The 12,000-nt window shown below is 72.2% G+C and carries 15 protein-coding genes; 5 read left to right on the forward strand and 10 right to left on the reverse strand.

What is annotated here, in order from left to right:
• Positions 1–106: 106 nt before the first annotated feature.
• Positions 107–565, forward strand: coding sequence for a pyridoxamine 5'-phosphate oxidase family protein (locus IE255_RS37420; protein ID WP_190054897.1), 459 nt, complete (start codon positions 107–109; stop codon positions 563–565).
• 194 nt (positions 566–759) lie between these two features.
• Here the strand turns inward: IE255_RS37420 and IE255_RS37425 are convergent, their stop codons facing one another.
• The 3 genes from IE255_RS37425 to IE255_RS37435 form a co-directional block, all read right to left on the reverse strand.
• Positions 760–1,668, reverse strand: coding sequence for an oxidoreductase (locus IE255_RS37425; RefSeq protein ID WP_190054898.1), 909 nt, complete (start codon positions 1,666–1,668; stop codon positions 760–762).
• Positions 1,669–1,730: 62 nt separating this feature from the next.
• Complete coding sequence (locus IE255_RS37430) at positions 1,731–2,621, reverse strand: glycoside hydrolase family 19 protein (RefSeq protein WP_190054899.1); 891 nt, start codon at positions 2,619–2,621, stop codon at positions 1,731–1,733.
• Between the two features lie 198 nt (positions 2,622–2,819).
• Positions 2,820–3,257 (reverse strand): MarR family winged helix-turn-helix transcriptional regulator, encoded by a 438-nt coding sequence (locus IE255_RS37435; RefSeq protein ID WP_190054900.1) that lies wholly within the window; start codon positions 3,255–3,257, stop codon positions 2,820–2,822.
• A gap of 80 nt (positions 3,258–3,337) precedes the next feature.
• Between IE255_RS37435 and IE255_RS37440 the strand changes: the two genes are divergently transcribed.
• Positions 3,338–4,441, forward strand: a complete 1,104-nt coding sequence (locus IE255_RS37440; RefSeq protein WP_190054901.1) for a substrate-binding domain-containing protein — start codon at positions 3,338–3,340, stop codon at positions 4,439–4,441.
• Here IE255_RS37440 and IE255_RS37445 read toward each other — a convergent pair.
• Both IE255_RS37445 and IE255_RS37450 read right to left on the reverse strand, forming a co-directional pair.
• Complete coding sequence (locus IE255_RS37445) at positions 4,416–5,645, reverse strand: RNA polymerase sigma factor (RefSeq protein ID WP_190054902.1); 1,230 nt, start codon at positions 5,643–5,645, stop codon at positions 4,416–4,418. The genes IE255_RS37440 and IE255_RS37445 overlap by 26 nt on opposite strands.
• The gene (locus IE255_RS37450; RefSeq protein ID WP_190054903.1) at positions 5,645–5,995 is read right to left on the reverse strand and encodes a YciI family protein; all 351 of its coding nucleotides are present in this window, start codon (positions 5,993–5,995) and stop codon (positions 5,645–5,647) included. Before IE255_RS37450 ends, IE255_RS37445 begins: the two co-directional genes overlap by 1 nt.
• Before the next feature lie 106 nt (positions 5,996–6,101).
• Here IE255_RS37450 and IE255_RS37455 point away from each other — a divergent pair, with 106 nt between their 5' ends.
• Positions 6,102–7,151 carry an acyl-CoA dehydrogenase family protein gene (locus IE255_RS37455; RefSeq protein ID WP_190054904.1) on the forward strand — a complete coding sequence of 350 codons (1,050 nt, stop codon included), beginning with the start codon at positions 6,102–6,104 and terminating at the stop codon, positions 7,149–7,151.
• Here the strand turns inward: IE255_RS37455 and IE255_RS37460 are convergent.
• The 5 genes from IE255_RS37460 to IE255_RS37475 all read right to left on the reverse strand — a co-directional run bounded on the left by IE255_RS37460 (position 7,148) and on the right by IE255_RS37475 (position 10,831).
• Positions 7,148–8,347, reverse strand: a complete 1,200-nt coding sequence (locus tag IE255_RS37460) for a serine hydrolase domain-containing protein (RefSeq protein WP_190054905.1) — start codon at positions 8,345–8,347, stop codon at positions 7,148–7,150. The genes IE255_RS37455 and IE255_RS37460 overlap by 4 nt on opposite strands.
• A gap of 99 nt (positions 8,348–8,446) precedes the next feature.
• A complete protein-coding gene (locus IE255_RS37465; RefSeq protein WP_190054906.1) occupies positions 8,447–9,595 on the reverse strand; it encodes an LLM class flavin-dependent oxidoreductase in 1,149 nt (382 codons plus the stop codon).
• A 53-nt stretch (positions 9,596–9,648) separates the two neighbouring features.
• Positions 9,649–10,203: an NADPH-dependent FMN reductase gene (gene ssuE, locus IE255_RS37470; RefSeq protein ID WP_190054907.1), complete on the reverse strand. Its 555-nt coding sequence runs from the start codon at positions 10,201–10,203 to the stop codon at positions 9,649–9,651.
• A 224-nt stretch (positions 10,204–10,427) separates the two neighbouring features.
• Positions 10,428–10,511: a putative leader peptide gene (locus IE255_RS40520; protein ID WP_350710819.1), complete on the reverse strand. Its 84-nt coding sequence runs from the start codon at positions 10,509–10,511 to the stop codon at positions 10,428–10,430.
• A 155-nt stretch (positions 10,512–10,666) separates the two neighbouring features.
• Positions 10,667–10,831 (reverse strand): DUF8839 family protein, encoded by a 165-nt coding sequence (locus tag IE255_RS37475; protein WP_505016486.1) that lies wholly within the window; start codon positions 10,829–10,831, stop codon positions 10,667–10,669.
• Positions 10,832–11,090: 259 nt separating this feature from the next.
• Between IE255_RS37475 and IE255_RS37480 the strand changes: the two genes are divergently transcribed.
• Positions 11,091–11,528, forward strand: a complete 438-nt coding sequence (locus IE255_RS37480) for an SPW repeat protein (protein WP_190054908.1) — start codon at positions 11,091–11,093, stop codon at positions 11,526–11,528.
• A gap of 158 nt (positions 11,529–11,686) precedes the next feature.
• The gene (locus IE255_RS37485; RefSeq protein WP_190054909.1) at positions 11,687–11,950 is read left to right on the forward strand and encodes a GlsB/YeaQ/YmgE family stress response membrane protein; all 264 of its coding nucleotides are present in this window, start codon (positions 11,687–11,689) and stop codon (positions 11,948–11,950) included.
• The last annotated feature ends 50 nt before the right edge of the window (positions 11,951–12,000 follow it).

The raw sequence follows: 12,000 nt of genomic DNA on the forward strand, positions 1-12,000 counted from the left end.
ATGGTCACCCTCGCCTGCCTACAACTCTGGCTCCCCTGACATTGCGGACACGACCTAGGCCCACAGCCCGAGGCGCGATGCCCGGCCGCCCGCTAGCGTCCCGGGCATGAAGATCACCGAGCCACCTCGCACCCCCGCGCAGCGCAAGACGGACCTGCTGGCGCGTCTGGAGCGGGAGATCGACATCTGGGTCGCCACGGCGGACGCCGACGGGGTGCCGTGTCTGGTCCCTCTGTGGTTCGTCTGGCACGAGGAGGCCGTGTGGCTGTGCACCCGGCTGACCAACCCCACCGGCCGGAACCTGCGGGACGGCCGACGTGCCCGGCTGGCCTTCGGGGACACCCGGGACGTCGCGCTCGTCGACGGTGACGTGGAGACCTTCACGGCCCGGCAGGTGCCGCCCGCGGCGGCCGAGGCGTTCCGCGCGAAGACCGGCTGGGATCCGCGCGAGGACCACGCGTCGTACGCCTTCTTCCGGGTGCGGCCGCGGGCGGTCCAGGCGTGGTGCGAGGAGCACGAGCTGCCGCGCAGGCACCTCATGCGGGACGGGGTCTGGGCGGTCTAGGGGGCTGTCGTTTGGATCAGGTCGCAGGGAAGTGACGGTACTTTTCAGCGCCGGTGAGCGGGGTCTGGTGCGTGCAGCTGCAAGGCGGAGGAGGGCGTCGACGCGGAGCGTCGGCAACCGACGACAACGCGGCAGATGTGCGTGCCAGACCCCGCGTCTGCGGCGTGATCCAAACGACAGCCCCTAGGCCTCGCTCAGCCGGCCTTCTCCCGCAGCTTGCCGAGCCGTTCCAGTTCCTCGGTGGTGAGGCGGATCGCGCCCGCGGCGACGTTCTCCGTGAGGTGGTCGGGGTTGCCGGTGCCGGGGATGGCGAGGACGTGGGGGCCCTGGTGCAGGGTCCAGGCGATGCGGATCTGGGCGGGGCTCGCGCCGTGCGCCCGGGCCACCGCGCGGACCTCCTCGTCGTGGGCGGCGGTGGCGCCGTGCTCACCGGCCTCGCCGGCGACGGCGTAGAACGGCACGAAGGCGATGCCCTGTGCGCCGCAGACGCGGAGGAGTTCGTCGCTGTCGGGGTCGGGCCGGTCGATGGCGTACCGGTTCTGCACGCAGACCACGGGCGCGATGGCCTGGGCCTCGGCGAGATGCCGGGCTGTGACGTTGGAGATGCCGAGGTGCCGGATCAGGCCCGCCTCGCGCAGTTCCGCGAGGGCGCCGAAGTGCTCGGCGATCGAGTCGTACTTCGGCATCCGGCGCAGGTTGACCACGTCCAGGTGGTCGCGGCCGAGCTGGCGCAGGTTCTCCTCGACGTGGCCGCGCAGTTCGTCGGGGCGGGCCGAAGTGCCCCACTCCCCCGCCCAGTTCCGGTACGGGCCCACCTTGGTGACGATGACCAGGTCGTCGGGGTAGGGCGCCAGCGCCCTGTTGATGAGTTCGTTGGCGGAGCGCAGCGACGAGAAGTAGAAGGCGGCCGTGTCGATGTGGTTCACGCCGAGGTCGATCGCCTTGCGCAGGACGGCGATCGACCGGTGGCGGTCGCCGGGTGTGCCCTGGTGGAAGGCGGCGCTGCCCGTCAGCCGCATCGCGCCGAAGCCGAGGCGGTGGACGGGCAGGTCGCCGAGTTTCCAGGTGCCCGCGGCGTCCGCGGTGATCGTCTGTGAGGTCATCGAGGGAGTCTCACACACGCCGCGCGGACCGGTGCGGTGGTTTTACGGAAACGCGCACGAGGTCAGCAGTAGAGATTGCCGCCGGGTGACGTCCCCAGGATCTGCGTGAACCGCTGGTAGTTGTTCACGCGGCTCTGCACCTGCGCCGGGTTCTTGCCGTCGCACTCCAGGGAGCCGTTGATGCTGCGGATGGTCTGGCCGAAACCGGCGCCGTTCACCATGGCGTGGTGCGGGGTCATGGTGCCGGGGCCGGTCTGGGTGTTCCAGTACCACAGGGCGGTCTTCCAGGCGACGGCGGAGTCGTTCTGGACCAGCCAGGGGTTGTTCAGCAGGTCGATGCCGAGCGCGTCGCCCGCGGCCTTGTAGTTGAAGTTCCAGCTCAGCTGGATCGGGCCGCGCCCGTAGTAGGCGGCCTGGCCGGCCGGACAGCCGTAGGGGCGGCTCCAGTCGCAGTAGTGCGGGTAGTTGGCGGTGTTCTGCTCCACCACGTGCACCAGGCCGCCGGTCTCATGGCTGACGTTGGCGAGGAAGGCGGCGGCCTCCTGCTTCTTCACCGTGTCGCTGCCGGTGTCGGCGAAGCCGGGGTAGGCGCTGAGGGCCGCGGTGAGCCCGCTGTAGGTGTAGAAGGGATTCCGGTTCGGGAACATCTGGTGGAACTGCGCCTCGGTGACGACGAAGCGGGCGTCGGGCGTACCGGGACCGCTGTCACAGGCGTACGGCTCCCAGTACCAGGTGCTGATGACCGGGTCGTAGCCCGGGTTGGCGTGCTCGGCGATGTACGTCTTGCCGTCGGTGTAGCGGACGATGTCGCCGGCGGCGTATGCCTTTCCCGCCACCCAGTTCGGGTAGCTGGAGCACGCGGCGGCGGAGGCGTTCGAGGCCGGCAGGAGCACCGGCGCGGTGCCCGCGAGGGCGAGGGCGGCCAGGACGGCGGAGACTCGGCGTCTCGACACGGGGTCAACTCCTTTGCTGAGCACGGCCGCACCCTGCCGAGGGCAGGGCTGGGCAGAGCCTGCACCGCACGCACCGGTGGACCGGTCACGGCGTGGGCGCGGCCGTGGTGGGGGGTTGTGGAGGCACACTCAACCGCTTTGGTCTGTACCAGTCAAGGGTGTAGACCAGTCATCCGTGCGCGGGGTCCCGCTCCGGGCTCACACGTGTGCCTGCTGCTCCAGCGTCGCCGCGAGCCGGTCCAGCAGGGACCGCAGCAGCTCGTCGTCGCCCGCGCCGAGCGGGGGCCAGCCGGCGCGGACCGCGCGGTCGACGCGCTGCCAGTACTCCTGGCCGCGCGGGGTGAGGTGGGCGAGGACGCGGCGGCGGTCGAACGGGTCGACCCGGCGGTGCACGAGGTTCTGGTCGACGAGCTGGTCGACCAGCTTCGTCAGGGTCGGAGGCGGCAGGAAGGCGGCCTCCGCGATCGCCGTCATGTGCTGCCCCTCGCCGTCGGACAGCAGCGCCAGCACCCGCCACGCGTCGAGCGAGCAGCCCTCTTCCGCCAGGACGGCCTGGAGCCGGCGGGCCGCGAGCCGCTCGGCCCGCGTCAGCAGCTGCACCAGGTCGTCGGGCCGACGCGGGGTGGGGGTGGGCATTCCCTGCTCCTAGGTCACGGGGGGTGTCCATCGTAGGAGACGCACTGGAGTTCGTCCGACGGAGCCGGAATCATGACGCCATGTTCCGGCACGACCTCCCCGCGCCCGAGTGGTTCACGGCCGACGACTCCGTGCTCGGCGTGGCCCTCGTCTTCCCCCTCCAGGGGCCGGCCGGGATCTTCGGGCCGACCTGCGAGCTGTGCGCGCGGCTGGCCGCCGAGGAGGTCAACCGGGACGGCGGCGTGCTGGGCAGGGAGCTGCGGCTACTGCCGGTCGACGGCTCGGGCGCGCCGGGCCGGATCGCCGACCAGGTCGAGACGCTGGTGGACCTCGGTGTCGTGCAGGGCGTCACCGGCTGGCACATCTCGTCGGTGCGCCAGGCGCTGGCGCCGCGGATCGCGCACCGCGTCCCGTACGTGTACACCGCGCTGTACGAGGGCGGGGAGGACACGGCGGGCGTGTTCCTGACCAGCGAGACGCCGCGCGACCAGCTGCGGCCCGCGATGGACCTGCTGGCGCGCGAGCGCGGGGTGCGGCGGTGGTTCGTGGTGGGCAACGACTACGTGTGGCCGCGGCACACGGCTCGCTCGGCCCGGGCGTACGCCCGCGCGTCCGGCGGGTGTGTCGCCGGTGAGGCCTATCTCCCGCTCGGCACCCACGACTTCGAGCCGGTACTGCGCCGGGTCGAGCGCTCGGACGCGGACGCGGTGCTGATGCTGCTCGTCGGCAGCGACGCGGTGCGCTTCAACCGGGCCTTCGCGGCGTACGGCCTGCACGCGCGCTGTCTGCGGCTGAGCACCCTGATGGACGAGAACATGCTGATGGCGAGCGGCCCGGCGGCCACCGAGGACCTCTACAGCACGGCCGGCTTCTTCGCCTCGCTGGCCAACCGGGACACCCTCGACTTCCATGGGCAGTACGCGGCCCGCTACGGCGTCCAGGCGCCCGCCCTCGGCAGTCTCGGCGAGTCCTGCTACGAGGGGGTGCTGCTGCTGGCCGCGTTGCTGAAGCGCGCCGGGTCGCTGGACGTGACGGCGATCGGCGCGGCGGCGGGCGCGGTGTCGTACGAGGGCCCGCGCGGCCTGCTGCACCTGCGCGACGCCCATGTGCGCCAGCGGATCTACCTGGCGCGCGCCGACGGGCTCGACTTCGACGTGCTCACGGAGCTGGATTCCCGTCCCTGACGGGGCTGTCGGGCCCGCGCCGGGTGAGCGCCCGCCTGCGGCGGTCGAGGAACGCGCGTTCCGCCGGGTTCTCGGCGAGCGCGACGGCCGCCTCGTACGCCCGGACGGCCTCGGTGCCGCGGCCCAGGCGGCGCAGCAGGTCGGCGCGGACGGCGTGCAGGACGTGGTAGCGGTCGAGGCCCAGGGTGTCCACGAGGGCGAGGGCCTGCTCGGGGCCGTCGGTCTCGGCGACGGCGACGGCCCGGTTCAGTGCCACGACCGGGCTGGGGGCGATCGCCATGTGCTGGTCGTACAGCTGCCGGATCTGCGCCCAGTCGGTGGCGTCCGCGGTGGGCGCGTCGCTGTGGACGGCCTGGATGGCGGCCTGGATCTGGTAGGGCCCGGGCCGGTTCCGGCGCAGGCAGCGGCGGACGAGGTCCTCGCCCTCGGTGATCAGGCCGCGGTCCCAGCGGGTCCGGTCCTGCTCGGGGAGCGGCACGAGCTCGCCCCGTTCGTTCACGCGGGCGTCCCGGCGCGACTCGACGAGGAGCATCAGCGCGAGCAGGCCGGTCACCTCGGGCTCGTCCGGCATGAGTTCCTCCAGCAGCCGGCCGAGCCGTACGGCTTCGGCGCACAGGCCGGGCGAGCCCTCGTACCCCTGGTTGAAGATCAGGTAGACGACGGCGAGGACCCCGCCGAGCCGGTCGGGCAGGTCGGCGTCGCGGGGCACCCGGTACGGGATGCCGGCGTCGCGGATCTTCGCCTTGGCGCGGACCAGTCGCTGCGCCATGGTCGCTTCCGGCACGAGGAAGGCGCGGGCGATCTGGGCCGTGGTGAGGCCGCCGAGCAGCCGCAGGGTCAGGGCGACCCGGGCCTGGAGGGCGAGCGCGGGGTGGCAGCAGGTGAAGATCAGGCGGAGCCGGTCGTCGCGCACGGGGCCCTCCTCGGGCGGTGCGTCGGGGGCGTGCAGCAGGGCGGCTTCGGCGTGCCGGGCCGGCCGGGCGGACTCGCGGCGCAGGCGGTCGATCGCCCGGTTGCGCGCGGTGGTGATGATCCAGCCCGCCGGGCTCGGCGGGACGCCGGTCTCCGGCCAGCGCTGCAGGGCGGTGGTGAAGGCGTCCTGGACCGCTTCCTCGGCGAGGTCGATGTCGCCCAGGAAGCGGACCAGGACGGCGACCGCGCGGCCGTACTCCGCGCGGAAGACCGCCTCGACGTCCACGCCCATCAGCCGGCGTCCCCCATGAAGGGGCGCACCTCGATCGGCAGGGTGGTGGCCAGGGCCGCCTTGCGCCCCCACTCCAGGGCCGCGTCCAGATCGGGCGCCTTGACGAGGCAGATGCCGCCGAGCATCTCCTTGCCCTCGGCGTACGGGCCGTCGGTGATCAGGACGTCACCGTCGCGGGGCCGCAGCACGGTGGAGGACTCCGGGCCGTGCAGCCCGCCGGCGAAGACCCAGGCGCCCGCCTCGCGCAGCTCCCGGTGGAAGGCGTCGAGGTTCCTGCCGATCTCCGCCAGCACCTCGGGGGCGGGCGGGTCGCCGACCGGCTGCATCACGCTGAGCAGGTAGTACTTCATGACGGCCTCCTCGGCCTCTCGGTGTCCGGGTGTCCCTGCACCTCCTACACGAACGACACACCCCCGGATCGACACCCCGCGCCGCGCGACCGCGAGAATTTCTCCCATGACCTCGACGCCCCACCCCCTCGTCACCCGCGCCCGACGACTGGCGCACGACCTCCTCGTCCCGCACGCCGAGCGCGTCGACCAGGAGGGTGTGCCGGAGAGCCATGTCGAGGCGGTGAAGCGGTCGGGGCTGCTCGGGGTGGGCGCGCCGCGGGAGTACGGCGGTGCGGACGCGCCGGTCGCCGTGGCGCGGGAGACCGCGGAGATCCTGGCCGGGGCGTGCTGCTCCACATGGTTCGTACAGACACAGCACCACACACCGGTGAAGCTGCTCGCCACCTACGACTCGCCCGCCCGGGAGAAGTGGCTGCGTCCGCTGGCGTCGGGAGAACTGCTGGCCGGCATCGCCTTCGCCCACGTCCGCGCCTTCCCCCGGGTCCCGGTGCGGGCCGTGCCCGAGCGGGGCGGCTGGCGCTTCGCGGGGACGGTGCCCTGGTACACGGGCTGGGGTCTGAACGACGTGCTGCTGCTGGCCGGGGTGACGGACACGGCCGAGGTGGTGTTCGTGGTCGCCGAGGCCCGTGCGCAGCCGGGCCTGTCCGCGTCGGAACCGATGCGGCTCGCGGCCCTCACCGCCGCCCGTACGGTCTCCCTGGAGCTGGACGGCCTGTGGGTGCCGGAGGAGGCCGTCGTGCTGCGCGCCTCGCAGGAGGAGTACGCCCTGGTCGATCTTCCCAGGGCCGCCAACGCCAGTCCGGCCGTGTTCGGGGTGGCGGACGCGGCGCTGGACCTGGTGGCCGGGTCCCCGGACGGCGAGGAGACGGCGCGGTCGCTGCGGGCCCGGCTCGACCGGGTCCGGCGCGAGGCCTACGCGCTGGCCGACCACCCCGTCCCGCAGGAGTGCGTCCCGGAGCGTCTGGCGGTGAAGACACGGGCGTACGACCTGATGCGCGCGGCCACGACCGCGGCGATCGTGGCCGGGGGCGGCCGGTCCATGGGCCTGGGCAGCCGGGCGCAGCGGCTGGCGCGCGAGGGGATGTTCCTGCTGGTGCAGGGCCAGACGGCCGAGGCGCGCCGCACGCACCTCGGCGCGCTGGCGTCCGGCTAGCCGAGCTCGGGCAGGTCCGGCTTGCCGGTCCGGGAGGGGGCCTTGCCGCAGAACTCCGCCTCGATCACGCCGATGTAGAGCGACGGGTCGGGGAGCCAGTCGCCGTTGACGTTGAAGGTCAGCTGGTGCTTCCCGTCCCGGGTGCCGAACATGGCGGACAGGGAGCCGTTCGTCCGGCCGGTCTTGCCCACCACCCCCACCCCGCAGGACAGCGTCGCGACCTCGACTCCGAGTCCGAACCCGAGCCCGTCCCCCGTCGGGACCTCGTCGAGCATCGCCTTCATCTGCTTCGGGGGCAGCAACTCGCCCTGGATCAACGCCCGTTGGAAGCGGTTGAGGTCGCCGCTGGTGGAGATGACGTCGCCGGCCGCGCCCAGCCAGGTCATGTTCTGCTCGGTGGCGTCGTGGATCGGGGCGTCCGGCGCGCCCTGGTGGAGCCGGGAGTAGCCGACAGGATGTGGCTTCGGCATGTGGGGTGACGTGCCGGGGAACGAGGTCCCGCGCAGCTTCAGCGGCCGCAGGATGCGGCGGGTGACCTCCTGCGCGTAGAAACGGCCCGTCGCCTTCTCGATGACCATCCCGGCGAGCACGAAGTTGGTGTTGGAATACGAGGCTGCCGCCCCCGGCTCGTTCACGGGCGGGTGCTTCAGCGCGATCGCCACGAGGTCCTCGGGCGTGTGCGTGTCGTACCGGTGCTCGGGGAACCCGGGGCCGGCGGCGTTGTGGAGGAAAGCGGGGTCGTCGGTGTAGTTCGCGATGCCGCTGGTGTGGTTGAGGAGCCCGCGCAGAGTGATCCGGTTGCCGTCGTAGCCGTTGCCCCGCACCAGGCCGGGCAGCCAGCGCTCGACCGTGTCGTCCAGGCTCAGTCTCCCCTCCGCCTCCAGCTGGAGCAGGACGGTGGCGACGAACGTCTTGGTGATGCTGGCGCCGCGGAAGTGGTCGCCCGGGGAGCGCTTGCGGCCGGTTCCGGTGTCCGCGTGACCGGCCTCCGCGAACCAACTTCCCTCACTGTCCCGGACCTTGGCGGCCACTCCGGGCAGGCCGCCCTTCTCGACCAGGTCGCGCAGGGCGGCCCGGGTCGCTTCGTGGCCGTGCTCCGGCCGCGCCGCGTGCGCGGGCGGAGCGACGGCCACGGCTCCGGTCGACAACGCCACCGCCAGTGCGTACGAGACGGTCCGTGCGGCCCGCTGCTCCATAGGGTCTGTGCCTCCCGTTCACCGAGGGGCGGGGTCGCCCCTTGGTGCGGATGACGCCGAACTCGGGCCGGGAGGTTGATCGTTGACGCCCGGAGCGGTCTAACTGGCGAAGGGCACGGGCGTGGAGGCCGGAGCGGCGGCGTCCTGGCCGGAGGGGTGCCGCCACAGTCCCGCCGCGGCCAGGCGCGGCAGGACGCCCTCGCCGAACCAGTACGCCTCCTCCAGGTGCGGATAGCCGGAGAGGATGAACTCCTCGATGCCGAGGGCGTGGTACTCCCTGATCCGCTCGGCGACCTCGTCGTGGCTGCCGACCAGGGCGGTGCCCGCGCCGCCGCGCACCAGGCCGATACCGGCCCACAGGTTGGGGTGGATCTCCAGGCGGTCGCGCCGGCCGCCGTGCAGGGCGAGCATGCGCCGCTGTCCCTCGGACTCGCTGCGGGCGAGTCCGGCCTGCACCGACGCCACGGTCTCCGGGTCGAATCCGTCCAGGAGGCGGTCGGCCTCGGCCCAGGCCTGCCCGGCGGTGTCGCGGGTGATGACGTGCAGCCGGATGCCGAAGCGGAGGGTGCGGCCCTGCCCGGCGGCCAGCGACCGGATCCGGGCGATCTTCTCGGCGACCTGGGCGGGCGGTTCGCCCCAGGTGAGGTAGACATCAGCGTGCCGGGCGGCGATCTCGCCGGCGACGGGTGAGGAACCGCCGAAGTACACCTGGGGGACGGGGTCGGGCACGCGGGCGAGCCTCGCGTCCTGCACCCGGAGGTGCTCGCCGTGCAGGTCGACGGAGTCGCCCGCCCACAACGCCCGTACGATCTCCAGGAATTCGCCGGTCCGCCGGTACCGGCTGTCCTTGTCGAGGAAGTCGCCGAAGGCGCGCTGCTCCTGGTTCTCGCCGCCGGTGACGACGTTGAGCAGCAGTCGTCCGCCGGTCTGGCGCTGGAAGGTGGCGGCCATCTGCGCGGCGAGCGTGGGCGAGATCAGTCCCGGCCGGAAGGCGACGAGGAACTTCAGGCGTTCGGTGTGCCGGCTGACCATCGCGGTGGTGAGCCACGCGTCCTCGCACCAGGCGCCGGTGGGCGTGAGGGCGCCGGCGAAGCCCACCTGCTCGGCGGCGCGGGCGATCTGGCTCAGATAGGCGACCGTCGGCGGCCGGTCCCGCCCGGACGCGGTGGCCGGGGTGCCGTGGCCGCCGCCGACGACATGGCGGCTGTCGCCGTTGGTGGGCAGGAACCAGTGGAAGGTGAGGGACACGGGGATCTCCGATCGATGGGGAACGTCCGCGGGTGCGGCGGGGGTGGGAGGGGTCAGCCCGCCACGGCCAGCAGCGGGGTGCGGCCGAGCGCCGCGGAGAACTGGTCGACCACCTGGGTGAGCGCCTCGGCGGCGGCCGGCGCGATGCTCAGGGAGCCGTCGTCGTGGACGGTGATGTCCTTGTCGAGGGTGAACCAGCCCGGCACGGTGTGGGCCGCGCCCATGGAGGTGAGCACCGGGCGCAGGGCGTAGTCGATGGCCAGGACATGGGCGATGCTGCCACCGGTGGCGAGCGGCAGCACCGTCTTGCCGGTGAGGGCGTACTGCGGGAGCAGGTCCAGCAGGGCCTTGAGGACGCCGGAGTAGGAGGCCTTGTAGACGGGCGTGCCGACGACGACGCCGTCGGCACGGGCGACCAGCTCGGTGGCCTCGACGATCGCGGGGTGCCGGAAGTCCCCGCCGAGCAGGGCCTCGGCGGGCAGGGTGCGGACGTCCAGGGGGATCACGTCGTGGCCCTGGGCGACCAGCCGTTGATCCAGGTGGCGCAGCAGTCGGCTGGTGCGGGAGGAGGCGGAGGGGCTGCCGGAGACGGACAGGACGGTGGCCATGGGCTCTCTTTTCCGGAAGAAGGCGCGACTGCGCGCGGACAAAGCCGAATTCGCGGGCTCCTTGCTCAACAGGTGTGACTGAGCGCCGAATTCAGGCGTGGGGAAACAGCACCGCGCGGGGCGAAGGGCAATTCACCGCGTGACGTCCGTCGGCGCGAAACGGCGCAACAGGGCGCGGCCGAAGGCGGATACGGCGGTGTGGGAGGGGCGGCGAGCCGGAGGGCTCAGGCTGCGGCGCGACAGGAGGCGCTGGATACGCGTGCGAGGTCGACGTGGCGTCGCCGCGTGAGATCCAGTCGCATGGTCATGCCATGGATCGTGGCAGCGGGAGCCGAGGGCCGTCAAGGAAATCGCGGCTCATCTCGTATCCCGGACCACGGATTTCGGAATGCGTGCCCCGGATCGTGGTGCGTCCGGTTCAGAGGCCCTTGTGCGTCCGGTTCGCAGGCCTGGTGCGTCCGGTTCAGTCGTCGTCCGACGGAACCACCACGAGGAAGGCGTCCGACTCCAGGTCCATCACGACGGTGGCGTCCTGTCCCTCGGCGCGGCGTCGAGCCGCGTACTCCTCCGCCGGCCACGATCCGCGCGGAGCTCCCGCCGGGAACCGCTCCAACACCTTCGCGCTCATGGCCGTGGACACGTCCGCTGCCCTCCCCTGTCCTGCGCCGCCTCCCGGGCGGCGACGGTCGGTCATTGTCGTACCCATCCGGTTGCCCCCGATCCATCCGGACATGTACGGCAGGGCGAAACGTCCTGCTTGTCCCGACCTCTACGCATAAACCCGACCTCTACACATAAAGAAGAAATAAGCGCAAAATGAGCCTTACGCGGCGCTTACCGCATACCCCACCAGACGCGGTCGCCCTGCAAGACGAAGGAGACGAGTCATGGCCAACGTCTCGCCCACCAGAGGTGACATCACCAGCCATCCCGATGCCTCCGAAATGCGGGCTCGGTACGCCCGCATGCTCGGTGGTCGCGATGTGGCGCTCGTGGACGGACCGGTGTTCCTGCTCGGTCTGTACTGTGCCGCCTCGCCGTGGATAGTCCACTACACGACCAGTCAGCCGCCGCTCGTGACCCACAACCTGATCATGGGCATCGCGATCGGCCTGCTGGCGCTCGGGTTCACTCGCGCTCCGGAGCGTATGTACGGCCTGAGCTGGGCCATGTGCGCCCTCGGGGTGTGGTTGATCATCTCGCCGTGGGTCGTCGGCGAAAGCCCGGACGCCGGCGTCGCCTGGAACAACATCATCATCGGCGCACTGGCCGTGATCCTGGGGCTGGTGTGCGCCGGCACGGCGGCGAAGGCCTCGAAGCCGTAGCCCCGCCGGAAAGGAAACCGAAGGCCGGTCCGCGCCCCGGACCGGCCTTTCCCTGTCCGCACCGGGCCGCGAGCGGCGGCCGAAGCCCGGAACCGGAGTGTCCCGGCCGCAAGGGGGCACCCGCACTGCAGCGGAGATCCTGAAGAGAAGGGGCGGAGATGGAGATCGACGGGATCATCAGTGCGATCGTGATCGGTATCGTCATCGGCATCCTGGGCCGGCTCGTGGTCCCGGGCCGTCAGCGGATCGGCATCCTGTGGACGATCGTCGTCGGCATCATCGCCGCGCTGATCGGTTCCGCGCTCGCCGCCGCGTTCGGCGTGGCCGACACCAAGGGCGTCGACTGGGTCGAGTGGCTCATCCAGATCGGTCTCGCCGCACTCGGCGTCATCGCGCTGGACCGCTCGAAGGCAGGCCGCTGACGGCGTACCGAAGTACGGCACCGCACCACCTGGTCCGCGCGGCCGGCCGG

It is taken from the genome of Streptomyces lomondensis (assembly GCF_014651035.1).
GTDB classification, from domain to species: domain Bacteria; phylum Actinomycetota; class Actinomycetes; order Streptomycetales; family Streptomycetaceae; genus Streptomyces; species Streptomyces lomondensis.